General features: G+C 65.9%; 21 protein-coding genes. 8 read left to right on the top strand and 13 right to left on the bottom strand.

The genetic code is table 11. The features are described from left to right. Nucleotides 1-188 precede the first annotated feature (188 nt). Both HLH45_RS00460 and HLH45_RS00455 read right to left on the bottom strand, forming a co-directional pair. Nucleotides 189-1,847: a PA domain-containing protein gene (locus HLH45_RS00460; protein WP_008573769.1), complete on the bottom strand. Its 1,659-nt coding sequence runs from the start codon at nucleotides 1,845-1,847 to the stop codon at nucleotides 189-191. After that, nucleotides 1,840-2,265, bottom strand: a complete 426-nt coding sequence (locus HLH45_RS00455; protein WP_014091040.1) for a post-PEP-CTERM-1 domain-containing protein — start codon at nucleotides 2,263-2,265, stop codon at nucleotides 1,840-1,842. The genes HLH45_RS00460 and HLH45_RS00455 overlap by 8 nt, the downstream gene beginning before the upstream one ends. A gap of 345 nt (nucleotides 2,266-2,610) precedes the next feature. Here HLH45_RS00455 and arsC point away from each other — a divergent pair, with 345 nt between their 5' ends. After that, nucleotides 2,611-3,033: an arsenate reductase (glutaredoxin) gene (gene arsC / locus HLH45_RS00450; protein WP_008573772.1), complete on the top strand. Its 423-nt coding sequence runs from the start codon at nucleotides 2,611-2,613 to the stop codon at nucleotides 3,031-3,033. Nucleotides 3,034-3,368: 335 nt separating this feature from the next. Then, a complete protein-coding gene (gene def / locus HLH45_RS00445; protein WP_008573775.1) occupies nucleotides 3,369-3,884 on the top strand; it encodes a peptide deformylase in 516 nt (171 codons plus the stop codon). A 207-nt stretch (nucleotides 3,885-4,091) separates the two neighbouring features. On the opposite strand, the gene HLH45_RS00440 is transcribed toward def, so the two are convergent. Further along, nucleotides 4,092-5,036, bottom strand: coding sequence for a DegV family protein (locus HLH45_RS00440; protein ID WP_008573777.1), 945 nt, complete (start codon nucleotides 5,034-5,036; stop codon nucleotides 4,092-4,094). A 479-nt stretch (nucleotides 5,037-5,515) separates the two neighbouring features. Between HLH45_RS00440 and HLH45_RS00435 the strand changes: the two genes are divergently transcribed. Beyond that, nucleotides 5,516-6,331: a GH12 family glycosyl hydrolase domain-containing protein gene (locus tag HLH45_RS00435; RefSeq protein ID WP_005920703.1), complete on the top strand. Its 816-nt coding sequence runs from the start codon at nucleotides 5,516-5,518 to the stop codon at nucleotides 6,329-6,331. 386 nt (nucleotides 6,332-6,717) lie between these two features. Here HLH45_RS00435 and HLH45_RS00430 read toward each other — a convergent pair whose 3' ends face one another. The 4 genes from HLH45_RS00430 to HLH45_RS00415 all read right to left on the bottom strand — a co-directional run bounded on the left by HLH45_RS00430 (nucleotide 6,718) and on the right by HLH45_RS00415 (nucleotide 11,998). Beyond that, entirely contained in the window at nucleotides 6,718-8,319 is a 1,602-nt protein-coding gene (locus tag HLH45_RS00430; protein WP_008573779.1) for a rhamnogalacturonan lyase B N-terminal domain-containing protein, read from the bottom strand. Nucleotides 8,320-8,691: 372 nt separating this feature from the next. Beyond that, entirely contained in the window at nucleotides 8,692-9,018 is a 327-nt protein-coding gene (locus tag HLH45_RS00425; RefSeq protein ID WP_046932196.1) for a hypothetical protein, read from the bottom strand. Between the two features lie 293 nt (nucleotides 9,019-9,311). Continuing rightward, nucleotides 9,312-10,592: an amidohydrolase family protein gene (locus HLH45_RS00420; RefSeq protein ID WP_008573782.1), complete on the bottom strand. Its 1,281-nt coding sequence runs from the start codon at nucleotides 10,590-10,592 to the stop codon at nucleotides 9,312-9,314. Beyond that, nucleotides 10,589-11,998, bottom strand: a complete 1,410-nt coding sequence (locus HLH45_RS00415; RefSeq protein ID WP_008573784.1) for an amidohydrolase — start codon at nucleotides 11,996-11,998, stop codon at nucleotides 10,589-10,591. The genes HLH45_RS00420 and HLH45_RS00415 overlap by 4 nt, the downstream gene beginning before the upstream one ends. Before the next feature lie 133 nt (nucleotides 11,999-12,131). On the opposite strand from HLH45_RS00415, the gene HLH45_RS00410 reads away from it, so the two are divergent. Continuing rightward, nucleotides 12,132-12,698, top strand: coding sequence for a DUF924 family protein (locus HLH45_RS00410; protein ID WP_171309855.1), 567 nt, complete (start codon nucleotides 12,132-12,134; stop codon nucleotides 12,696-12,698). A 154-nt stretch (nucleotides 12,699-12,852) separates the two neighbouring features. Here the strand turns inward: HLH45_RS00410 and HLH45_RS00405 are convergent, their stop codons facing one another. Next, nucleotides 12,853-13,722 (bottom strand): hypothetical protein, encoded by an 870-nt coding sequence (locus HLH45_RS00405; RefSeq protein WP_008573787.1) that lies wholly within the window; start codon nucleotides 13,720-13,722, stop codon nucleotides 12,853-12,855. A 198-nt stretch (nucleotides 13,723-13,920) separates the two neighbouring features. Beyond that, nucleotides 13,921-14,847 carry a Grx4 family monothiol glutaredoxin gene (gene grxD, locus HLH45_RS00400; protein WP_008573624.1) on the bottom strand — a complete coding sequence of 309 codons (927 nt, stop codon included), beginning with the start codon at nucleotides 14,845-14,847 and terminating at the stop codon, nucleotides 13,921-13,923. A gap of 45 nt (nucleotides 14,848-14,892) precedes the next feature. Between grxD and HLH45_RS00395 the strand changes: the two genes are divergently transcribed. Continuing rightward, entirely contained in the window at nucleotides 14,893-15,684 is a 792-nt protein-coding gene (locus tag HLH45_RS00395) for a polysaccharide deacetylase family protein (RefSeq protein WP_014091033.1), read from the top strand. Nucleotides 15,685-15,830: 146 nt separating this feature from the next. On the opposite strand, the gene HLH45_RS00390 is transcribed toward HLH45_RS00395, so the two are convergent. The 3 genes from HLH45_RS00390 to HLH45_RS00380 all read right to left on the bottom strand — a co-directional run bounded on the left by HLH45_RS00390 (nucleotide 15,831) and on the right by HLH45_RS00380 (nucleotide 18,872). Further along, on the bottom strand, nucleotides 15,831-16,502 hold the full coding sequence (locus HLH45_RS00390) for a methyltransferase (RefSeq protein ID WP_008573627.1): 672 nt from the start codon (nucleotides 16,500-16,502) through the stop codon (nucleotides 15,831-15,833). A gap of 448 nt (nucleotides 16,503-16,950) precedes the next feature. Further along, entirely contained in the window at nucleotides 16,951-17,601 is a 651-nt protein-coding gene (locus HLH45_RS00385; protein ID WP_008573629.1) for an SGNH/GDSL hydrolase family protein, read from the bottom strand. After that, entirely contained in the window at nucleotides 17,601-18,872 is a 1,272-nt protein-coding gene (locus HLH45_RS00380; protein ID WP_008573631.1) for a pyridoxal phosphate-dependent aminotransferase, read from the bottom strand. Before HLH45_RS00380 ends, HLH45_RS00385 begins: the two co-directional genes overlap by 1 nt. A gap of 153 nt (nucleotides 18,873-19,025) precedes the next feature. On the opposite strand from HLH45_RS00380, the gene rsgA reads away from it, so the two are divergent. From rsgA to HLH45_RS00365, 3 genes are all read left to right on the top strand, one after another. Continuing rightward, a complete protein-coding gene (gene rsgA, locus HLH45_RS00375) occupies nucleotides 19,026-20,117 on the top strand; it encodes a ribosome small subunit-dependent GTPase A (RefSeq protein WP_008573633.1) in 1,092 nt (363 codons plus the stop codon). Beyond that, on the top strand, nucleotides 20,117-21,379 hold the full coding sequence (locus HLH45_RS00370) for a flavohemoglobin expression-modulating QEGLA motif protein (protein WP_008573634.1): 1,263 nt from the start codon (nucleotides 20,117-20,119) through the stop codon (nucleotides 21,377-21,379). The genes rsgA and HLH45_RS00370 overlap by 1 nt, the downstream gene beginning before the upstream one ends. Before the next feature lie 291 nt (nucleotides 21,380-21,670). Next, on the top strand, nucleotides 21,671-22,351 hold the full coding sequence (locus tag HLH45_RS00365) for a type 1 glutamine amidotransferase domain-containing protein (RefSeq protein ID WP_008573636.1): 681 nt from the start codon (nucleotides 21,671-21,673) through the stop codon (nucleotides 22,349-22,351). A 187-nt stretch (nucleotides 22,352-22,538) separates the two neighbouring features. Here the strand turns inward: HLH45_RS00365 and HLH45_RS00360 are convergent, their stop codons facing one another. Beyond that, nucleotides 22,539-24,458, bottom strand: a complete 1,920-nt coding sequence (locus HLH45_RS00360; protein ID WP_008573637.1) for an alpha-amylase family protein — start codon at nucleotides 24,456-24,458, stop codon at nucleotides 22,539-22,541. Nucleotides 24,459-24,468: the final 10 nt, after the last annotated feature.

Here is a 24,468-nt window from a genome sequence, read left to right as displayed (position 1 = left end):
GGCTGCAGCGGATGCGCGCAGGCGACGGGATGCCGCGCGTGCATGGGTCCGCATGCTCGCCTGCGACGTGGTGTGCATCGCCGCCACGCTGCAGGGACCGCCTGGCCTGCGCGCCACCACGCGGCAGCAGATAAACGAACGGCGCCTTCCGGCGCCGTTCGCATTGCATCCCATCACGCGTTCGGCGCTTACGGACGCACCTTGGTGGCGCAGACGAAGACCGCTGCCTGTTGTACGCGGCTGATCACGCCCTGGCTCTGCAGCTCGCGCGCGTGTTCGTCCATGCAGGTCAGGTAACCCAGGCGGTTGCCGGCGTTCTGCGTCTTGCACAGGCTGCTTTCGGCAGACACGTTCGCACCTGGAATCAGGCCGCCGGTTTCCACCGTCGGGACCAGGGTGTTGCAGGTGCCCAACTTGGCCGGCCCGGTGTTCAAGGTCCAACCGATGTCGGCAAACAGCGCCGGGGTCAGGTCGATGTTCACGTGCGCCTGCACCTCCGGCGTGTCGAACGGTTCCATCAAGGCATTGGGCTGCAGATCGGTATCGAAGTGCGAGAACGTCGAACCACCGGCCACCACGCTGGGCGAGTACAGCCGCGTGCGGCCTGCGCTGTCGGTGCCCTGCAGCAGTTGCGGATCTTCGTACAGCGCCGCAACCACCGCAGTGCTGCCCTTCAGGCGCGCGCCGTCGGCCTGCGAGACCATGATGGCGGGGATGGTGATGTCGGTGATGGGCGGTGCTGCGTTGCCCATCGTCTGTACACCGGCCGCGTTGTTGGCGACGATCACGCCCACCGCGCCGTTGAGCTGCGCATTCTTCACCTTGATCGCGAAGGCGCAGGTGCCGCGGTCGATCAGCGCCACCTTGCCGGCCACCTCGGCCGCATTGACGAACGGGGTTTCGCAGCCATCGCTGGCCGATGCGGCCGCCACGCCGTCATTGACCGTCACCACCGAACGCGCCGGGAAATTGGCCGCGGTGGCCAGCGGACCGAAGCTGGCAAAGCCCACTTCGAACTTGCCCGCAGCGCTGGCCGGTGCGGTGACGCGCAGCAGCGTGCGCGGATCCAGGATCAGCGCCGCCTCGCGGTTCACGCGCGTCCCGGCCCAAACCGTACGGCCGGGCGTGCGCATCGCTTCGGCACGCAGGGCGTTGGTCATGGTCGGGTCGTCGAAGCGCTTGTTCTGGACGTTGTCGTAGGCCTGCGAGGTGTAGACGTCGGTCAGGCCGCTCCCCGAACCCAGCACGCCGGTGGTCTTGTTGAGAAAGCCCGCCGCGCCCAGACCGTGGCCGATCTCATGCATCACCACGTTGAGGAAGTTGATCTGGCCTTCGGGCGTCTTGCCGTCCAGGCCCAGATACCAGCCCGAACCGGCCAGGCAATCGTCCTTGCCCAGGTCGCCGTTGAACTGCGAAAACACGTCGGCCGGATCGGCCGGATCCGGCACCAGGTCCTGCCCGGCGATCGCATCGCCCAGCGCGGACGGATACAGCGTATCGGCCTTGGCGCCGGGGAAGTTGTTGACGATCCAGTTCGGGCCGGCCTGGCCCAGCGTGCCGCCGGTGGCGGTACAGGTCAGCCGTGCGAACGAGGCATACACCTTGATCTCGACATTGCTCTGCAGCACCGCGCCCCACAGGTCCATGGCGTACTGGTATGCGATGCGGCGTTGCTCGCCGATCGTGCGGCCCGGGTTGCCGCCCAGCGGTGCGGCAGCGGTCGGGTCGTTCAAACCGACCACGGTGCCGGCATCGCCATTGATCAGCGTGACATTGGCTGCCCGGGCGTGCAGCGGTGCCAATGCGGCCGCCACGGCCAGGGACAACAGCAACAAGGGCTTATTCATGCGGCAGCGCTCCGTGCTCGGCGTGGGTGGGTTGGGTGGTGTCGGCGTCGTCGCTGTGTTCGATGACGATGCGTCCATCGGCCTGGCGGGTTGCCGTCAGCGAACTCATTTGGGTGGCCGGCAACTTGCGCGCCACGGTGCCATTGGGCAGGCGCCGCTCGGTCGCGCGTGCGGCCGCTTCGGTCTGCGGAACCGAGCTGCGTGCGGCGCTGCTGCGTGCTGCGGAGGCCGCTGCAGCCGCCTGCTGATCCAGGGCCGCGCTCTCGGCGTCGGTCAGCGGGCGCAATTTGCCGGTGGCAGGGTCGATACCGACCTTGGAACTGCTGGTAGCTGCTTCCTGCGCTGCAGCGATCGCCGGCAGGCATGCGACACACAACACACCGGACAGCATCCATCCGGGCTTGCGAAAGCTCATCATCGTTGGGGTTTCCTTGGGTCCAACAGGGGAAAAAACGCCGTGCTGACACCGGCGCTCGGGAGAATCCTTCCATTTCAGTCTGTTCATGACTGAATCATGAATCCGTGATTCGTGTCAATCTTTTGACACATTCACCGTCGAATGCGAAGCGGCAACCTGAAAAAGTTATCGGCAGGGTTGCAGTCTGGGAGTTCACTTCTCCCGGCACCGTCACCAAGGCGCCTGCGCACGTCGTGGCAGCGCTCGGCATGCCCGGGCGCCACTCGTACACTGGCCGGTCTGGGCGTCGTTCGGACATCCGTTGCCGGCGCCGCCAGCCACCAGCCAATCCAGCGCCAGGCCACCATGCACGCCGTCATCTACCACAATCCCGGTTGCGGAACCTCCCGCAATACCCTTGCCCTGATCCGCCACACCGGCATCGAACCGCAGATTGTCGATTACCTGCAGCATCCGCCAAGCCGCCAGACGCTGCAGGCGCTCATCGCCGCTGCCGGCATCACGGTCCGCCAGGCCATCCGCGAAAAAGGCACGCCCTATCTGGAACTGGGACTGGACGATCCCACCCTGGACGATGCGGCGTTGTTGAGCGCAATGCTCGCCCATCCGATCCTGATTAACCGCCCATTCGTCCAGACCACGCGCGGCACACGCCTGTGCCGCCCCTCCGAATTGGTGCTCGACCTGTTGCCGCCAGCCACGCACGGCTTCATCAAGGAAGACGGCGAACGCGTGCTGGACGAGGCCGGTCAACGCATTGGCCGCTGACATGTTTGAGCCGGTTCAACCGGCGCCAAGCCGGTGTTGCGCCATCACGCTGGCCGCAGCGCTGGCGATAGATGCAGTGCGCCTATTCACGGCGCGATGAACAAGCCGGCTGCACGCCCACTTGCGCATGCACGACACCTGCTGAGCGCGGCACAGCAGGCCGGCTGCACGCACCGTGCGCTGGCGCGAGCGTTGCCCGGTGCCGGCATCCACAACCCGCGGCAGCGACCGCTCGTACACTGCAGCGCCTGCGGACCGTTGCACCGCCCGGCGCTTGTTCGCTACCGGGCGGCAGCCGCCCTAGAATCCACGCCACGATCGTCAGGAGCACCCGCATGATTCGCGAAATTATCCGCATGGGCGACAAGCGCCTGCTACGCGTGGCGCCACCGGTCAGCAACCTGGGCAGCGCCGAGTTGCACACGCTGGTGGCCGATATGTTCGAAACCATGGACGCTGCGCGTGGCGTCGGTCTGGCAGCACCGCAGATCGCGGTGGATCTGCAATTGATGGTGTTCGGTTTCGACGCCAGCGAGCGCTATCCGGAAGCGCCCGCAGTGCCGCGCACGGCCCTGGCTAACGCGCAGATCGAACCGCTGTCGGAAGAAATGGAAAACGGCTGGGAAGGCTGCCTGTCGATTCCCGGCCTGCGCGCAGTCATTCCACGCTATCGCTTCATTCGCTACCGCGGCTTCGCACCCGACGGCACTCCGATCGAGCGCGATGCCGAAGGTTTCCACGCACGCGTGGTGCAACACGAATACGACCATCTGGTCGGTCGCCTGTATCCCTCGCGCATCGAAAATTTCGACACATTCGGTTTCGAAGACGTGCTGTCTTACGACCTGTAGCAGGTCCTTCGTTGTGTCCAATGCGGCGTGGCTGCCGCCATGGACGGCAGCCACGTCCTGGACTGCGCCGCATTCAAGGCAATCATCAGCACGCTGCCTGGCGCGGTGCCTCGGCATTGCGGCACCGTTGGCGGCATCAACGTAGCAATCGACTCGCGTGATGGATGACGGCGTGTCTGGTGAGCGCATCGCACCCCCGCCCATGCCTCAGGCCGAAAACGCGTGTGGCTCGGCAGCAAATCCGACTGCCAAGGCGCCCTTGCCGACGTTGACCATGCCGGTCAGGCTCATCACGCTTTCCAGCAGTTCCACGCCGTGGGTTTGGCAGGCGCCCTGCAGTGCGGCATAGCCGGGCAGGGCATGCAGCTCGGCCAGCTCGCCGCCGTAGCCCACGCACACCGTTGGCGTCATCAGGCCGTCGCGAATCTTGCGCACGGTGAAGCCGAACAGCTTTTCGGCCGAAGGTTCGAAACCCTTGAGCTTGGCCACTGGCTCGGTAACGCCGCGGTAGGCGCGCAGCACCGGCTTGATGTCCAGCGCGCTGCCGAGCGCGGCGCCGATCAGGCCGACGCTGCGATCGCCCTTGGTGCGTGCACGTGCGCGCAGGTAGTAGAGATCGCGTGGAATCATGTAGCCATAGGTATGCTCGGCCAGCTGTTCCAGGCGGGTACGGATGGCCGCCACGCTCCGGCCCTGGTCGCGCAGGCGGACTGCTTCCACGGCGGTGATGCCCTGGCCGGCGAACAGGTTGAGCGTGTCGATCACCCGTAGCGCGAACGGCGAGGTGTGGCCTGCGGCCTGCCGGATCGGCTTGTAGTCGTTGAGGATCGCGAAGCTGGCCTGCATCGCATTGTCGAAGATCTGGCTGCGGAGTTTGGAAATGGTCAGGCAGAACACATGGTCGTAGTCGATGACCAGTTGTTGCAGGAACAGATCGCGGATCTGGTTGACCGAAAACGGCGTGGTTTCCGCTTCGTGCCCGCGCTCGGCCACATGCGCCTGCAAAAAGCTCAGCGTGGCTTCCTCGTCGCGATGATCGGCCAGCACGGCCTCGCCGATACGCACGCTGATCGGCAATACGATGATGTTGTGACGTTGGATGAAGTCCTGCGGCAGATCGCACGCACTGTCCACCACGATTCCGATACGCATCGTCGCCCCCTCCGGCTGTTGCGTTGTCTGTAGTGCGAACGCTATCGCAAAACGGCTCCGCCGCGTAGGCCTGAGGTGGAGCGTGTTGCGGGCGCCGATCGCGCGGATGGCGACCGGACTGATGCAGGCCGGTGGCAGCGACGCCGCACTGCGTTGAAAGGCATTGCACGCGCAAGCGACGCCGCCGGCACGTGCGGACACGGGCGATGCGTATGTGGCTGTGCACCATTTACCGCCCCACGCGCGGGCGTCTTTGGCGCGAAACCCGCCGCTACGCCCGTGTCCGGTGACCTAAGTGCTAGCCAGCGCACGCTCCAAGTGCAAGGTGGCGCCCGCTATCGCGCTTGGCCGGGTGGCGCCGCCGGAATCGTTATAGCTCCCCGCGTGGCGCCGCTGCTACGGTCCGACCCGACTGCCGCACGGCAGGTCCCGACGACGCTGCACCAGCGCCGCCGCGCTGAATCATACGGAGAGTCACCATGCACAACTGCCCATCCAGCTCCCTTGTCCAGACGTGCGCCCAGGCGCCGACCACGCGGCGGCGCGCCTCGCGCTGGTGGACCGCGGCGCTCGCTTTCGGTCTGGTCGCACTCGCCCCGGCGGCGCTCGCCGGCCCGTACAAGATCTTTGGCAACCACTATGCGTGGGTGAACAATTTCAACGATCCCAACAACATCATCCAGGGCACGTTCGGCACCGGCAGTACGCCGGAGCTGACGGTCACCTTCAACTTCGCCGACTACAACCTCTACGGCTATCCAGCGATCGTGCGCGGCTGGCATTACAACTGGAATCCGACCACCGACACGCTGTTCCCCAAGCAGATCTCCTCGATCAGCTCGCTGCCATTCAAATTCAATTACAGCGCAGGCGGCACCAATCTGGCCGGTGATTTCGCTTACGACATCTTCTTTCGCTGGGACACCGCCAAGGGCAATCCGCAGCTGGAAGTGATGATCTGGGGCGACCACAATTCCTGGCCGGTCGGCACCGTGACCGCGACCAAGGTCATCACCGCGGGCGGGCGCACTTTCGATCTGTGGGAAGGCTTCAATTCCGGCGCCGGCTATTACGTCTACACCTTCATCCCGACCGGGACCGCCGGCCAGCCGACGCTGAAGACCAGCGGCAGCCTCAACGTGGATGCCAAGCCGTTCCTGACCTGGCTGCAGAACAACCGCGCCAAGGATGGCCGCTACAGCAACAGCATGTACCTGCATGCGGCCGAAGCGGGCTTTGAAGTGGTACGCGGCAATGGATGGGCCAAGGTCAGCGCGACCTTGGATGCGAAGTAAGCGCAGCCCGGCTGTATCGTGCGTGTCGGCGGTATCGATCGGCACGCACGCGGGTTTTTTCAACGTTGGACAAGTCGCCGCCTGTGCATTGTTCGAGCGGCTGGCGGCGCAGCGCTGCGCATGTGACAGCCACGTGCGGTGTGTGGCGCCTGTCGCCTCGATATCGGATTTCGGATGAGCTCACGTGAGCGATGTGCATGGATCACTGCGCCTGCGCCGCGCGTGGCCGCGGATGCGCTGGCGCGCACATCTGGAGCGGCGAACAACGCGCCGCTACGCGGGCAGTGCCGGCCCGAAGAACATCGGAACGGTTGAGCGCTGCATGCCGACGCCACCTACCAGCCGCGCGTGCCTGGCCACTGCGCGAATCGTGTGTTCGGACGTTGCTATAACGCCACCAGCTGGATGCTGTCGAACACGATTGCCGGGCTGAGGTAGCCGTTATCCGGGGAGCCGGAGGCGATGCCGATCTCGATGCGGTTGTTGCCGGCCTGCAACGCCGAGGCGGGGATGTCCACTTCGTAAAGGGTATTGTTGCCGCGCGCAGTGCCGCGCGTGATGCCGCGTGTCTTCGGTTGCGTGGGCGCGGCAGGCAGCGGGCCGTTCCAGCGTGCGTTCACGCTGATCTGCGGACGTGCGCCGCCCTGTGCCAACGGCACGAAAAGACGCAGGCGATAGCCGCGCACCTCGTTGGCGGGCAGGGTGAAGTCGATCCGGCTCGGGGTGTTGATGCCGCGCCACTGCACTGCCGGAAAGCTGCTCACGCTGCTCGATCCCACGGTGTAGGTCACCGCAGACCAGTGCATGCGCGCATCGGAAGGGTGCGCCCGCGGCAGCAGGTCCGCGTCGCTGAACCCCACCGGCGTGCCGTCGGGAATGCCGATCTGCCACTTCACCGTGCCCGGCAAAACGACCGCCTGCAGTGCGGCGTGCGCAGTGGCACCGGCAGAAACCTCGATGTTGCGTTGTGCGACCTCCAGTTCGTTTTGGTAGAGCGTCATGCGATAGCTGCCCGGGCGAACACCCGTCACCTGGTAGTTCCCGCTGCCGTCGGCGGTGGCCCAGTACTGCGCCTGCGCGTTGCGCAGGCCGATGACGGCCGGCTGGCCCGGCAGCACGCCGCCGACGTGCCCACTCACGGTGCCGCGCCCGCTTGCCGGCAAATAACCGCTCAGGCCCAGCGTGGCATCGACGAACGCGGTGTCCAGCTGCGCACTCGACGGCAAGCTTCCATCGGTGAACAGCAGCCCGTACACCCCGTGCAGGCCGCCGCGAAAGGCTTCGGTCTGGGTGTGATCGGAATACATGTAGTTATAGAGCTCATGCGTCAGGCTGGTTTTTTGCGTCGCAATGTCCTTGAAGAACGGGCCGCCCGCGCTGCGCTCGCGGTTGCCCATCAGCATGAACACGGCAACGCCAGGGCCACTGACGCCATGCACCTGGTCGTCCATCATTCGACGTGCAGAATAGAACTTGGAGCTGGTGCGCCCATCCGGCAATAGAAAGACATCCTCACTTTCGATCGCTCTGCCGACATTGGAATCGGGCTCCTGCTGCGCATTGGGCAACTTGGACACGTTCAAGCGGGCGACGAAGCGCAATTCGCCCACTGGCAGCAAGGTGGGCGCATCGGTGGCCATGTAGATCGCGTTGCGGCCCTTGCGTGCGATGTAGTACTGGACCAAGTCGCCGGCCTTGGCCGACACCACGATCGTCCCGCCAACGATGCGTGCATCCACACTGGCACTGCCCAACCCCGAAGCGATGTGCGAGCCCTTCGATTCGGTGGTCTGCAGTTCGTTGTCGCGATAGCGCATCGACACGATGTCGCCATTTCGGGCATCGACCGCAAACACCAGCTCGGCGCCGCTGTCGACGATCACGCGGTTGCCGCTGCGGCTGACCCCGAAGTCGGCCAGTGCAGGTGCGCTGATGCCGGCATAGAGCAGCAGTGCGCAGGCGAAGTGATGTCGAAGATTGCGAGGCATGCGGGTAAGCTGTCGGAAGCAAGGCATGGTGGCGATGCGTGCGCGCGATGCTAGGCCAGTACCGAAGACAGAGAATGTACGCACTGTTCGAAATTCCAGCGATCAAGGGTGGCGTCGTTGGTTACCTGCGGGCATCGCTGACTGTCGCCGCAGTGGGCAACTGCAATACGCAGTTCCGGCATCGGCCATGGAGAGGCTACCAAAACCTCGAGAGCCTTTGTCGGTTGTCGGTTGTCGGTTGTCGTGGACGGCGCACGGCCACCGCGCTGCACGAGCGGGACATGCCGCACGGCTCGGCGGCCGCCTCCGGCTTGGCGGTGACGCAGTCGCCTTGCCAGCTGCCTCTGCGACGCACCGGCGTCCTTGCACGGCTCAGCGCAGGGCATCCCGCGCCGAGGCGATGTCCGCCATCCATTGCGTGCGCTTGCCGATCACGAAGCGGTATCGCTTTCCGTCCTCCAGCCGCACTGCCAGCGATGTCGGCGCGATCGGCAGCAGGCCGAACAGGCGTGTCCAGCACGACTGAATCGCCACGATCTGCCGCAAGGGCAGGCTCAGCGTCTGGCGCTGTACATTGAACGCGTGCGGCTGAAACAGCAGCGCATCGGCGGTGAGAATCAGACGCCCGCCCACCGCTTCCATCCCGCGCTGCAGATTGGCAGGTGCCTGGCGCAATACCGCCCGATCGATCGAACGCAAGCCGCTACCGTGGAAGAGCGAGCTCACGGGCGTGCAACGGCGAGGTGGGCACGCGGCATATGCAGTGGCAAGACGCCAAGGCGGCCAAGCGCTATCAGGAGCGAAACCGAAAACATGCGATAGGCCTAGTGGGAAACATCACGACAGCGAAGGCCGCCAGCAAGATGCGGCAGGACGCCATGACAGCACATCACCTGTGCACAGCAGCGAAGCGGTGCGCCGGTACCCGCTGTGCCGGCACACCAACGATGAAAGACCATGCTCAGGTGGCGCTTGAGCAATCCACCGCACGCTTACTTCAGATAGGCGCGCGGCAGCGGGCCGGCCTGCTGCATGTAGCGGTCGCGCAGCTCGCTCTGGCGCGATCGCATCGGCATGTCGCGGCCGCCCAGCCAGACCTGCTCGGCATAATGCGCCACATCCAGCGGGTCGCCTTCCCACAGCACCAGGTCGGCCTGCTTGCCGATCGCAATGCTGCCGATGCGATCGCCCACGCCGAAGATGTCTGCCGGCACACGGGTCAGGCCGGCCAGGCCGGCTTCCCATGGCAAGCCATTGGCGACCGCATTGCCGGCGAGCTGGCGCAGTTTGCGTGCGTTGTGCGAGGCATCGCCGTTTTGGGTAAAGCTGACCTCCACGCCGGCAGCGCGCAGACGTGCGGCGTTTTCCAGCGTCGCGCCAATCTGGTCGAAGGTCGATGGCAGATCCGCCAGCGCGTCGACCAACACCGGGACCTTGGCCTGCGCCAGTTGCGGCGCAAGCTTCCAGGCTTCGGCGCCGCCGGCAATGGCAATGCGCACCTTTTCGCGCTGCGCCCAGCGCAACAGCTGGCGGATGTCGGCTGCGCGTTCCACCTGCACCACGATGCGCCCCTGGCCGGCCAGGTAGTTTGCCAGTACACCGCGTCCAACCGGGGTCAGTAATGCATGCGGCCAATCGGCCGGGATACGCCCGCGTGCTTCGGCAACCAGTTGATCCAGCAACATCCATTGCGCGGCGCGCGAGCTGCCGGTGAGATCGGACGCCGCCGCTCCGATGCGAAGAAACAAGGCGTGCGGGCCGGCCGGATCCGGGCTGCCATCCAGCCGCACGATGCCGCCCTGGCCAGCGATGAAGGCGCCACTGGTGGTCGCCCCCAACGCGGTAAAGCCGATGCCCTCCACGCGCGCCACCGGCACCAGCACCGAATCGGGGTTGTAGGCCAGGGTGACGTCGAATTCCGGGCGCATCGGTTGATCGGCCAGCTTGACGCCGCTGTCCACGGTGCTTTCTTCGCCGGAAACTTCTTCGACACCGATTTCGGTGATGCCGCCGAACAAGGCCGGCGTCAGTGGGCGGCCGTTTGCTTCGACCACGCGGCCGTCGGTGGGTACTGCCAGGTTGCGGCCGATGGCGCGAATCACGCCGCCCTGCACCAGCACGTCGGTGTTCTGCAGGGTGCCTTGCGCGGTGGCAGTGTGCACGGTGGCGCCGCGAATCAGCACCTGCTGCGCAAAGGCCGGCAATGCCAGCGTGGCCATCACCAATGCCGCGATCGCGCGCAACCGCGGGGGCATGTGCGTGGCGCGGCTCATCGTGCCACCTCCTGGCCGAGCATGAAGTCCGACACCGGCTGCAGTGCGCGGTTGTGCCGGTCGTAGACCTGCGCGCCGTCGATATACACCTGCTCGGCCAGCGCATACGAGCTGAAAGGGTTGCCGTTCCAGACCACCACATCGCCCATCTTGCCCGGCTCCAGTGCGCCGGTCTGCTGCTCGATCCCGAGCGCCTTGGCGGCATTGCTGGTGAGCCAGCGGATGGCGCGCTCCGGCGGGATCTCCATGCCACTGCGGCGCGCGTTGGCGATCACCTTGGCGGCCTCCTGGTTGAGCCGCTGGATGCCTTCTTCCGAATCCGAATGCACGATGGCGCAGCTGTTGGCCGGGCGATCGACCAGTGCGATGTTTTCCTGGATGCCGTCGAAGGCTTCCATCTTGAAGCCCCACCAGTCGGCCCACAGCGCGCCGCAGACGTTGTCCTGCGCCAGGCGGTCGGCCAGCTTGTAGGCCTCCACGCCGTGATGGAAGGCGGCGATGTGGAAGCCGAACTCCTTGGACAGATCCAGCATCGTCGCCATCTCATCGGCGCGGTAGCAGTGGATGTGCACGCGGATGTCGCCGTTGATGGCACCGGCCAGTGTGTCGAGCTTGAGATCGCGCTTGCCGCCGGCATCGCCACTGCTGTCGTTGTCGCCGCCGCGGCTCCACCAATGGCGCTTTTTGGCGGTTTTCTTTTTCGGCGCGTTCTTCTGCAGATACTCGGCCGCGTCGATGAACGCAGCGCGGTAACCGGCCACGTTGCCCATGCGCGTGCCGGGACCACCTTTCTGGCCGTACACGCGTTTGGGGTTTTCGCCGCAGGCCATCTTCAGGCCCCATGGTGCACCGGGGAATTTCATGCCCTGATAGGTGGTGGAAGCAACGTTCTTGAGCGTGACGCCGCGCCCGCCGATCAGATTGGCCGAGCCCGGCAACACCTGCAGCGAGGTGATGCCGCCGGCCAGCGCAGTGCCGAAGCCGGGATCCTGCGGCCAGATCGAATGCTCGGCCCACACGTTGGGCGTCACCGGTGCGGTCATCTCGTTGCCGTCGCTATGCGCGCTGACGCCCGGGCTGGGATACACGCCCAGATGCGAGTGCACATCGATGATGCCGGGCGTCACCCACTTGCCGGTGCCGTCGATACGGCGCACGTCAGCGGGCGCCTGGAGCGCCTTGCCCACCGCAGCCACCTTGCCGTCGCGCAGCAACACGTCGGCATCGTCCAGCCGCTCGCCGGTGCCGGTGAGCACGGTGGCGTGCTGGATCAGCACCGGAGCGGACGCGAGCGCGCGATAGGTGCTGGGGTAGGGATCTTGCACGAAGCGCGATGCGGCCGATGCCGCAGACGCAGGCCCGCACAGCACCGCCGCGCCCAGCGCGGCGAACAGGATGGAACGCATGGATTTCCCCGGTAACACGAAAACGTCAGCCGCCAACCTAGTCGTCGGCGGCGTGCTTGCCAAGTGCTGGAGGTCGAGAGCGGCGGGCTCATCACATGCACCCGTGCATGCTATGCCGAATTCGTCAGGGGATGTGCCGATGATTGCCAAAACAGAGCGCAACAAGCAGGCCGATGTGGTGTTGGCTTTCTGGGAGCTTGCCGGCGCGGCGCGCTGGTTCACGCACAACGACGCCTTCGATGCCAATTTTCGCCAACAATTCAGCGAGCAGCATTTTGCCGCCGCACGGGGTGAGTACGCGCAGTGGATGGCACGCGCCGAAGATGCACTGGCCTTGCTGATCCTGCTGGATCAATTTCCACGCAATGCGTTTCGCGGCAGTGCGCATGCCTATGCCACCGATGGCCTGGCACTGCGGTACGCCAAACAGGCGCTCGCCAGCGGCTTCGATCAACAGGTGTCGGCGCAACTGCGTCTGTTTTTCTATCTGCCCTTCGAGCATGCCGAACACGCCGATGAGCAGGCGCGCGCGGTGCAGCTGATCACTGCACTGGGCGATGCACAGACCACCCACTGGGCGCTGGAGCATCAGCGCATCATTGAGCGCTTTGGCCGGTTCCCGCACCGCAATGCGGTGCTGGGACGTGAGACCACGGCAGAAGAGCAGCAGTTTCTGGATGAGGGTGGATTTGCCGGTTGAAGACCTGCATCGGCGATCTGCATGTCGATGATCGAGGTCTGCCGTGCAGCGTGGGTAACGACGCTGCTGCAGCCGGGCACAGGTGGGCATCGCAACGCAGAAGATGCCGCCCTGCGCATGCCGCACCGGGCAGCGTGCAAGCAGTCAACACCGATCAGCAGCCGCCCGGCAATGCTTCCGACCGCCAGCTGGCGCCTTCGCCGAGCAGCAGAGAAAACCCGTAACTTTCGTAGCCGCTTTCGGCCAGCACGAAATCGAGCGTGCCGTTGCCGTCGATATCCCCGAACTGCAGCAGATGCGTGCGCAGCGGAAGGTCTTCGCAATCGTCGCAGCCGCTGGCAGCGTGACCCTTGCGGAACTGCCAACGGCTGCCGTCATGCTCGAAGATCGCAAGGACGACGAGCACGCCGGTGGGGTTTTCCGGGTTGCCGGTCTCGATGGGATGGTTGGAGGTCAGGATCGCCACGCGTCGCTGCGGTTGCTGCGTATCGGTGACGATCTGCAGCGCCGCCAGATCCTGCGCGCGATCGGCATCGAACGCGGCCAGCGCCTGCGCCAGGGCTGCCGGCTTGACGCGCTTGCGCAGCGGCGCGGTGTTGTTGACCTGTGCAAACAGCTCGGCCCGTTCGCTGACGGTGGCTGCGCGGCCGGCAAAGCGCTTGCCGGGATTCACATCCACGGTCGACAGCAGCGGCGAGTCGGACAGCGTGGGGTTGCCCTTGATGCGCAGCTTCGCGGTGCCGCCGCACATGCTGTTGTCGTCTACCGTCAGTGCCGCAAGCCGCACGTTGCCGGTGGAAACGCCTGCGTTGAAGACCCGCAACGGCTGGCCCAGCAGCGCCTTGGGCAGGGTCGATTCCCTGGCGATACCCTCGCCGAGCCAGACCGGGATGTATTCCAGCGGATCGTCGGTCGGCTGGTTGTCGTAGGTCTGGACCAGTAGCACCGCGCGCGACGGTTCGGCGGCGTGGGTGGCCAACGGCAGCAGCGCGGCCAGGGCGACAGAGAGCAGGCGGGTATGCATTGCAGCGATGTCCTTGTGCTGGGTGATCCATGAAAAAACGGGCGCTCCAGGGAGCGCCCGTTTCGGTCTGCGGTGTGCCGGCCTAGGCTGCGTCTGGGCGAACCGCGGTCGCGTGGTTGTCGCAGGCGCGGCAGTCTACCCAGGACGCATGACCGGCGAGCGGCAGCCGCAACCGTGCGACGACCGCCGATGTGTTGCTCAGTATTTCGCCACGCCGTTGTCCACCTCGTCCGACCACGCATCGATGCCGCCGGTGACGTTGTAGACATTGGTGAAGCCCAGCCCACGGAAATGTTCGGCGGCCTGCAGGCTGCGGCCGCCGCGGTGGCACAGGAACGCCAGCGGGGTGTCCTTGGGCAACTGTTCGATGGCGGCGCGCTCGTGCGCATCCAGCGTGCGGAACGGTGCGGCCACTGTGGCCAGTGCGCGCTCGTCGGCCGGGCGCACGTCCACCAGGGTCAGGCTGCCGGCTTTGAGACGGTCGTCGGCATCGCGCACCGACAGCTCCTGCACCGGCTTGGGCGCATTGGGGTTATCGATGGCCAGGCCACGGCCGCGGATGTCGTCGACCCAGTCGATGGTGATGCCGTCGGCACGACGCGCGCTGGCCAGGTCGAACTGCACGCGCAGCCCGTTGGATTCAGCCGCAATGGCGTTCGGGTTGGTCGGCGCCAGCTGGAAATTGGGCTGGAAATTGGCATCGATGGCCAGCGTCAGCGAGGCATCCGGCGCATCGGCCAGCGCACTTTTGAGCATCTCGACCGCGGCGGGGGTGATGGTGATCTTGGGCGGGCTGCGGTCGGGCGCCTGCAGGCCGAGCATGCTGCTCAGCTCGCCGCTGTCGGCCATCTGCACGATGATGTCGCTGCCGCCGATCAGCTCGCCGTCCACGTACAGCTGCGGGATGGTCGGCCAGTCGCCATAGGCCTTGATGCCCTCGCGGATTTCCTGGTCGGCCAGCACGTTGACGTGGGCATAGTCGATGCCCAGGCCGTCCAGCACGCCGACCGCCTTGGCCGAAAAACCGCACTGCGGCATGCCGGGCTGGCCTTTCATGAAGAGCACCACGCGGCTGGATTGCAGCAGCGTATCGATACGGGAACGCAGGGCGGGATCGAGAGACATGGCAGCACTTGGGTGGCAGCGTGGAGACCGGGCATTCTACGCCGCATGGCATCATTGGGCATGACCACGCCGGAAACGCTGTATCGCACCCCTTCGCGCCCCTACCGCTGGGTGGGCCTGTTGGCCCTCTCGCAGGCAGCGGTGGCACTGCTGTGGTGGCATCTGGGCTGGGCCTGGGGGCTGCCTGCGCTGCTGCTGTCGCACGCGCTGTTCGTGGTGCCGGTGTTCCTGCCGCGCGCGCGGCTGTATGCGCCGGTGCTGGCGCGGTTACCCGGTCGCGCGCCGCATGTCTGGCTGACCATTGACGATGGCCCGTCCGATGACACCCCAGCCATCCTCGACCTGCTGGATGCCTACGACGCCAAGGCAACGTTCTTCCTGGTCGGCGCGCGTGCCGAGCAGCGGCCCGAGCTGGTGCGCGACATGGTGCGGCGCGGGCATGGCATCGGCAACCACAGCCACACCCATCCGCAAGCCTGGTTCTGGGCGCTGGGGCCGCGCCGGATGGCGCAGGAAATCGGCCAGGCGCAGCGCGTGCTGGCGTGCATTACCGGCCAGGCGCCACGGCTGTACCGCTCGGTGGTCGGCATGACCAACCCCTTCGTCGCCTCGCCGCTGCGCGCGCACGGGCTGACCCGGGTGGCCTGGAGCGCGCGCGGCTTCGACGGCGTGCAATGCGAGCCGGACACCACCGTCGCCCGCATCGTGCGCGACCTGCGACCCGGCGCCATCGTGCTGCTGCATGAAGGCGCGGCGCACGGCCACAACCTCACCATCCTGCGCGGCGTGCTGGAGGCGATGCAGGCGCGCGGGTTGGTGGGGCGGCGGCCGGATTAAGCGCGACGGACAAAACAATTGCAGTCGCCGCCTGGCGGGCGCTGCCGGTGTTGGCGCTGCATGCGCCGCCCGGACATGACAGTCCTTTCCCCCTTCGACGTCTGGTCGACGATTGCTCGCAACGTGTGCCCCGTCGCCTGCTGCGCTCAGCGTGGCTCTGCAACGATCAGCCAGTTGTTGAAGGGCGTGTTGCCATACAGCGGCGCAAACGTGGCGCGCAGGCCGGCCGCGTCTAGGTGCGCCTGCAGGCTCTCGCGCGTGGGATAGCTGCGCGGCATCCGCTGCATCCAGCCGCTCAGGTGCGCCAGGACGTCGGTGACACGGCTGGTGCGACCACGGCTGCTGGCATCGCCCAGCGCGCTCCGAATCACCAGCTTCGCGCCGGGCGTGAGCATCTGCGCCACGCTGCGCAGCAGACTGGCCTGCATGTCCGCTTGCAGATACTGCAGCACATCCAGGATGGTGACGCTGCCCCGATGCTGCGGCCACGCCACGCTCAGATCGACCACTTCGAACTTGGTAGCGCCCAGGTTCGAGCGCTGCGCGATGTGCTGTGCGCGGCGAATCTTGGACGCATCCACATCCACGCCGTGATAGGCCAAGGCCTGGCCATCGGCGCGCAGTGCATGGGCCAGCAGGCCGAGCCCGCAGCCCAGATCCAGCACCGGCGCCGTGGTCGTGCGCAGCTCGGCCAGCACGCCCGGATACAGCGGGTCGGTGCGCAGCTTGGCTTGCGTGTAGTAGTAGTCGTAGCGGTTGCCCAGCGGATGCGCCGGCAGAAATGCGCGTGCAATCGTCAACGCCTGCGCGCGGCTCATCGGTTGGGTGGCAGTGGTGTGCAATGTCGTTCCTTGGCAATCAGGCGTGCTGCGCGGCTAGCTTAGGGCCTGCCGGGCTGGTTGGGGTAGGGCGGGTTGGCAGTTTGCGATGCGTGCCCACGGATGCATCGGTGGCTGGTATCCGACCTGCGCGGATCGAAAGACCTGGCTGCAACGCCTGTTGCTACCGCATCGACGTAAAGAGGGCTGGCAGTGATCGCGTGCGACATCTCGCGCTGTGGAGGCACGTGCAAACCCAAGCGCGCACAACCGCGGCAGAGAAGCGCAGCAAAACGCTGTGACTTGGTGCCTTGCCAAGATGTCGCGCGCAGCCAGCAGATGGGCTTGGGCCGCATGCAAGAACTGCAGCGTGCGGTTGGTGAATCCTGATTCCGGGCGCCGGCCGCAGCTACCTGGCAGCAGCCCGGTCTGTGTTGCCCAGCTACGCTTAGACGATCGTGTCCAACGACCCAGTTGCGCCCAACGCATCGCGCGCTGCCGGTAGCGCCAGTGCCGTCCAACGCGCATACATTGCGCCGGAAGGATGCAAACCGTCGTCCACCAGCATGTCCACCGCATCGCCGCCATCGCGGCTGGTGGCCGTGATGTCGACAAAGCGCACCGCATGCGCACTGCAGCGGTCGGCAGCGATTGCATTAAACGCGTCGATCTGCGCACCGATCAACGCGGCATCGCCACTGCGCGCGCGCGCAAACGGGGTCAGGCCCCAATCGGGAATCGACAGCACGAACACGCGTGCCGGGTGGCCGTTCGCGCATGCAATTGCACGCAGCAGCAGGGCGTCGAATTGCTGGCGGTACTCGTCCAACGGGCGCTCGCGATACTGATTGTTGACGCCAATCAACAAGCTCACCAGGTCGAACGGCCCCTGCGGGGCTGCCGCGTCGATCCCGGCCTGCAATTCGTCGGTGGTCCAGCCGGTGGTGGCGATGATCTGCGGCGGCGCCACGTTCCAACCGTATGCACGTAAGCCATCGACCAGTTGCGAAGGCCAACGCTGGTCAGGCGCAACGCCTTCGCCGATGGTGTACGAATCGCCGAGCGCCAGATAGCGCAGCGGCGCGCCAGGCGCAGTCATCAGGCCACGCTGCGTGGCTTGAGTGGAACCACCTTGGTAATGGCCTCGGCGCGGCGTGCCAATGCACGGTCGATGCGGGCGAACACATCGCGCATCACACCGGCTTCCGGCATCAGGGTCACGCGGAAATGGTGGCGATACGGCACGTTGAAGCTGGAGCCGGGAACCACCAGCACGCCTTCCTCGTTCATCAGATCGAGTGCGAACGCATGATCGTCGAAGTTGCGCGCCGCCGCGCCCACCACCGCCGGGAACGCATACAGCGCCCCGGCCGGTGCCACCAGCTGCAGATGCTCGCTGGCCGCACAGGCCTCGATCACCGCGCGGCGGGTTTCATACAGGCGGCCGCCCGGCGCGCACAGCGCCGAGATGGTGTCCGGCCCGTTCACGGCCGCATCGATGGCGTACTGGCCCGGTACGTTGGCGCACAGGCGCAGCGCGCCGAGCAGGTCCATCGCGTTGCGCAGATCGTTGATGCGCGATTGCTCGCCCGACAGCAGCGCCCAGCCCACCCGCCAGCCGCAGGCGCGGTGCACCTTGCTCAGCCCGCTGAAGGTGATGCACGGGTGCGCACCGGCCAGCGGCGCCACCGGCACGAAGGCCGCGTCGTCGTACAGCACCTGGTCGTAGATTTCGTCGACCATCAGCAGCAGGTTGTGCTTGGTGGCGATCGCCACGATGCGCTCCAGCAACTCGCGCGAATAGCTCGCACCGCTGGGGTTGTTGGGATTGATCAACACGATGGCGCGGGTGCGCGAGGACACCAGCGTTTCGATCTCCACCGGGTCCGGCTGGAAGCCATTCTCCGGCGCGCAGCGGTAATACACCGGGCGGCCGTCGTTGAGGATGGTCGCCGCCGACCACAGCGGGTAGTCGGGCGAGGGCACCAGCACTTCATCGCCGGGGTTGAGCAGGGCGCGCAGCGACAGGTCGATCAGCTCGCTGACCCCGTTACCGACAAAGATACGGTCCGGATGGGCATCGGGGTGCTGGCGTCGCGAATACGCCTTGGCGATCGCCTCGCGCGCTTCCGGCAGGCCCTGCTGATGGGTGTAGGGATCGGTGCGGCCCATGTCGTCGGCAATGGCGCGCTGCAGATGCTCCGGCGCACGGAATCCGAACGCACCGGGGTTGCCGATATTGAGCTTGATCAGCTTGCGGCCCTGCGCCTCCAACTCCCGCGCTCGCCGCGCCAGTTCGCCCCGGATCTCGTAGCGGACTTCGGACAGACGCTCGCGGATGGCGAGCGGCTTTTGCGGGGCAGTGGACATGCGACGGGCCGGTGGTAGGCGTGAGGCTTGGCATGGTAGCGGAAATATGACAGGCGGGCATGCTTGCATCGGCAACGATGTCAAGCGGCGCGTCAGGCGCGGTGCAGCACGCGCTTGCACAAGCCGCTGCGGCCAGCCAGCTAGAATCGCCCCATGAGCGACACCCCCCCCGATTACCCCACCCTCCAATCCATCGGCTGGCCCTGGCCGGGGCCGCCGCAGGAGCCGGCTTGGCAGGCTGTGTTCGCCGCGCATCCGCAGGCGTTGCCGGCGCGGGTCGTGGAGCAGCACCGCACCGGCTATGTGGTGGCCGATACGCCGGAGGCCGGTCTCAAGGCCGAGTCGTTGCCGGAGTGGCAGCGGCCGCGGTTTCCCAGCCATGAGCGGGCGTCGGTGGGCGATTGGGTGTTGATGGAGGGCAAGCGCATCGTGGCGTTGCTGCCGCGGCGCACCTCGATCAAGCGGGGGGCGGCCGGCGAGCATTACCACCAGCAGGTGATCGCGGCCAATATCGATACGGTGTTCATCGTGTGCGGGCTGGATGCGGACTTCAACCCGCGTCGCATCGAGCGCTATCTGTTGCTGGTGGGCGGCGGCGGTGCGCAGCCGGTGGTGGTGCTGACCAAGGCCGATCAGACCGAATACGCCGAGGATGCGTTGGCGGTGCTGGAAGAGCTGGAGGCGCAGAACATTCCGTTACGCGCGGTCAATGCCAAGGATCCGGACAGCGTGGCCGCGTTGCGGCCGTGGCTGGGCGATGGCCGCACGGCGGTGCTAGTGGGCTCGTCCGGTGCGGGTAAATCGACCCTGACCAATACGCTGCTCGGCACGCAGAAGATGAAGACCAATGCGGTGCGCGAGAACGATTCGCGCGGCCGCCACACCACCACGCATCGCGCGTTGATTCCATTGCCGTCCGGGGCGTGCCTGATCGACACGCCTGGTATGCGCGAGCTCAAGCCGACCGGCGAAGAGGATCTGGCCGAAGGCGGTTTTTCGGACGTGGAGGCCCTGGCGGCGCAGTGCCGCTTCAACGATTGCGCGCATATCGCCGAGCCGGGCTGTGCGGTGCGGGCGGCGATCGACGCAGGCGAGCTGGACCCGGAGCGTGTTGCCAACTACATGAAGCTGCGGGTGGAAGTGGCCAGCGCCGCCGAGAAGCTCGCCACTCGCGTTGCGCAGAACAATCGCGGCAAGGGGTCGGGCAAGCGGCCGGCCAGCGTCGATCGTCCCGGACGGCGCTGATGCCCTCGCGCAAGGGGCCGCCGGACATCGTCCATCACGCGGGGCTGGATGCGCGCCTGGTCAAGGCCGTGCGCGGTGTGCGTCTGCTGGCCCTGGCCAGCTGGCCGCGCTCGCTGCAGGAGCCGTTTCTCAACAGCGTGGCGCGCGGGCAGCCGGAATTGCCGCAGGTCGAGTATCCATCGCTGGATTTCGGCGACACCCGGCGCGAATTGGCCGCCATCGCCAAGGACGCCGACCCGCATCATCCGCTGGGTGAATACCTCATCGATTCGGCGCATAGCTGGAGTCTTGCAGCAGGTTTGCTGGAGTCGTTGGGCACCCCGGCGGTGAGCGAATACTCGGCGCAATTGTTCGGCGTGCCGGAGGACCCGATGCCGGGCAACGGGCCGAGCACACGCGAAGCGGCGCAGCATTTCATCCAGATCGCGCAGGAGCTGGATCGCGAACTGATGGCGCCGGAAGAGCAGGTGCCGGTCTCGGCCACCGCCTTGCGCATGCAGTTGCAGAACGATCTGGACGGGTTTTTCGAGGGGCGCGTCATCACTGTCACGCTCGATCCGGATCTGCTCGCCAAGGCGGCGGCCGGCGCGCATCGCATCCGCTTGCGCACCGGTGCCACGTTCAGCGATTACGACCGCGCGCAGCTGTTCCATCACGAAGCGCTGGTGCATTCGCTGACCGCGCTCAACGGGCGCGCGCAGGTGCATCTGCCCAGCCTGGGCATTTCGTCCCCGCGCACGACCGCAACGCAGGAGGGCCTGGCCACGTTTGCCGAGCAGATCACCGGCAGCATCGATATCGAGCGCATGAAGCGCATCAGCCTGCGCATCGAAGCGATTGCGATGGCACGCTCGGGTGCGGATTTCATCGAGGTATTTCGCTATTTCACCGCAGGCGGGCAGAGCGCTGCAGAAAGTTTTTCGTCGGCGCAGCGCGTGTTCCGCGGCGTGCCGACCAGTGGCGGCGGTGCGTTCACCAAGGACACCGTGTATCTGCGTGGTTTGGTCGCGGTGCACACCTTCTTCCGCCATTCCTTGCAGCGCGACCAGCTGCAGCTGTGCCGTTACCTGTTCGCCGGCAAGATGGCATTGGGCGATGTGGCGCGCTTTGCGCCGTTGTTCGACAGCGGCGTGCTGGTCGCGCCGCGCTGGCTGCCGCCGTGGGTGAGCCGGGTCAGCGGGCTGGCCGGCATGCTGGCGTTTTCGTTGTTCGCCAACCGCATCCGCATGGATCAGCTGCAGCCGCCGGCAATGAATGTGTGAGGCGAGGCGTTTGCTGCCGTTGCGGCGCATCGCAGCGCCCGACAGTTGCTGACACAGCTGGCGAGACATTGTTGGGTGGGCGCGAATGGCGCGCAAAAGCCGGCATGTAAAAAGACACGTGCGGCGCCCGGAGCACCGGCGGCGCGCCTGTCAACTGCATTGGCTTGTTGGACGCGATCGCAACATTCATGAACACATGCAGCGGGCACCACGCGCTCTACACGAGGCTGCAACGGGCTGAACTGCACACTGGCCGCCTTGCCCAGTTGGGCCATGACACGAGGCAATGCGATGAAAGTTTTGATGGTGCTGACGTCCCACGACCAGCTTGGTGACACCGGCAAGAAGACCGGGTTTTGGCTGGAAGAATTTGCCGCGCCGTATTACGTGTTCAAGGATGCAGGCGCGGACATTACCCTGGTCTCGCCCAAGGGTGGCCAGCCGCCGCTGGATCCCAAGAGCGACGAGCCCGACGCACAAACCGACGCCACCAAGCGCTTCAAGCAGGACCAGGATGCGCAGAAGGCCCTTGCTAGCACGCACCGTCTGGCCGACATCAAGGCCGAGGACTTCGATGTGCTGTTCTACCCGGGCGGCCACGGCCCGCTGTGGGATCTGGCTGAAGACGCCGATTCCATCGCGCTGATCGAGACGTTCGCCAAGGCCAACAAGCCGCATGGTCTGGTGTGCCACGCACCAGGCGCGCTGCGTCGGGTCAGGGGCAGCGACGGCAAGCCGCTGGTCAATGGTCGCCGCGTCACAGGTTTCACCAACAGCGAAGAAGAGGGCGTGGGCCTGACCAAGATCGTGCCGTTCCTGGTCGAAGACGTGCTGACCGAACTCGGCGGCAAGTACGAAAAGGGCGCCGACTGGGGCGTGTACGTGGTCACCGACGGCACCCTGGTCACCGGTCAGAACCCGGCGTCTTCGGAGAAAACCGCAGAAACCCTGCTGGCGCTGGCAAAGCGCTGATTCCTGGCAATTGACGGGTCTTGAAAAAGCCCCGTTCCCGTCGGAGCTCAAGGCATGGCCCGCGCGCTCCTGGTGCGCGGGCCATGCTGCGCTTGCATCAGTAGGTGATTGCGCGGAGCGAGCTTAGGCGAAGATGCGGCTCACCAAACGCGCGGCCAATCACCGCTTACGCTTAGCGGGCACATGTTCAGCCCTTACGCTGCAACCAACGCACGCCGTAAGGCGGAAGCACGATCGATACATCGTCGCTCATGGCCGCGGCATCAACCGCGTCGTCGATGGCCAGCAGCATCCATCCATCGACGCCGACCGCCGCAAGCTCCACGTCGAGCGGCTGGTCACTGAAGTTATGCAAGGCGATAAAGCTCTCGCCACGCGTCAACGCGAACACGCGAGCATCGTTCAACGCGATGCTGCCCAGTGCCCGATCCGCCGCCAACGCGGTGAGTGCGGTACGTTGCCGGATCAATCCACGCAAACGTCGGTACACCGTGCCACTCAGGCTGTTGGCATCGTGACGCTGCGCGGCAAGCTGCCAATCCATCGCCGGCCGATGCAGCCAACGGCCTTCATGCTGGCGGAGCGGATCGTCGCGATAGCCGGGGTCATTGACCATCGCCAATTCGTCGCCCATGTAGATCAGCGGGACACCCGGCATGGCAAGCGCAATGGCATACAGCAACACCAGCCGGTCCACTGCAACCGCCAACGCCGCCGCATCGCCTGCCTCCTGCGCGGCCTGGATGCCCGCAAGTGCAGCAGCCATGCCATTGGTTCCATGCACGCCGTCGCCGCTGCTCTGGAAACTCTCGCCGCGCGCGTAACTGCCAGGCACCGCGTTGGCATAGAAGCGCACCACATCGCGTAGCGAAAACGGCGGCTGCGCTGCATTGCCGCTGGCTTCGTGCTGCAGCACATTCCAGCCGATATCGTCATGGCAACGCACATAACTCAACCATGCACAGTGGCGCGGCAGCGGTGGGCTGTGCGCGATCACGTTGTGCAGGATGTCGCCGCGTTGCAACGCCAGTGCCGACCAGCCGGCCGCCATCAAGCTGCTGTGATAGGCCAGATGACATTCGTGGCCCTGGTCCGTGCCGCTGCCGAAGTAGGGAGGCAGTTGCGTCATCGGCACGATGGCTTCGGCCTTCATCACCACCGCCGGCGCGACGATATCGGTCACCGCGCGCAGAGCCACCAGCAAGGTGTGCGCTTCGGGCTGGTTCATGCAATCGGTGCCGATACGCTTCCACAGATAGGCCGTGGAATCCAGGCGGAATGCTTCCACGCCCAGGTTGGCCAGCCGCAGCATCGCCAGGGCCATGTCGCCGAATACGGCCGGGTTGCTCCAGTTCAAATCCCATTGATACGGATAGAATGTGGTCCACATCCACTGCGCGGTGTCGTCCACCCAGGTGAAGTTGCCAGGCGCTGTGTGCGGAAACACCTGCCCCAGCGTGGCTTCGTACCGGTCGGGCAGGCTGCGGTCGGCAAAGTGGTGGTAGTAATCCAGATAACGTGCATCGCCGGCGCGGGCCGCCTGTGCCCAGGCGTGATCGTCGGCGGTGTGATTGAGCACGAAGTCCGCGCACAGGCTGATGCCCGCTTCGCGCAGGCGGGTGGTGAGTGCGATCAAGTCGTCGTTGGTGCCCAGGCTGGGTTCCACCTGGCCGTAGTCGCTGACCGCAAAGCCGCCGTCGTTGTCGCCAGCGCGTGCGCGCAGGAACGGCAGCAGATGCAGGTAGCGCACGCCCAGTTCCTGCAGATACGGCACGCGCTCGGCCACGCCCTGCAGCGTGCCGGCAAAGCGGTCTGCGTAGGCGCTGTAGCCGAGCATGTGCTGTTCGCCGAACCAACCGGCGTGCCGGGTGCTGTCGAGCGCTTGCAAGGCTTGCGGGCGTTGCCGGGCGATCGTGCCTACCTCGCCCAGCCACTGCGCCAGCCACGATGCATAGTCGGCACGCTGGCCGTAGAGCGCGTGCAAGGCATCCAGCAAACGCGACGCGTGCTGGTCGTAGCGCGACAACAGCACGTCGGCGCGTTGCGGGTCCAGCGGCGCGGCGAAGGCCGCGCGCAGTGCGGTGGAATCGATCGGGGAGGTGCTCATCAGAGGCCGC

Origin of the sequence: Xanthomonas euvesicatoria, assembly GCF_013112235.1 — a bacterium.
In the GTDB taxonomy this organism is placed as follows: domain Bacteria; phylum Pseudomonadota; class Gammaproteobacteria; order Xanthomonadales; family Xanthomonadaceae; genus Xanthomonas; species Xanthomonas euvesicatoria.
This window is presented reverse-complemented; position numbering and strand designations above follow the sequence as displayed.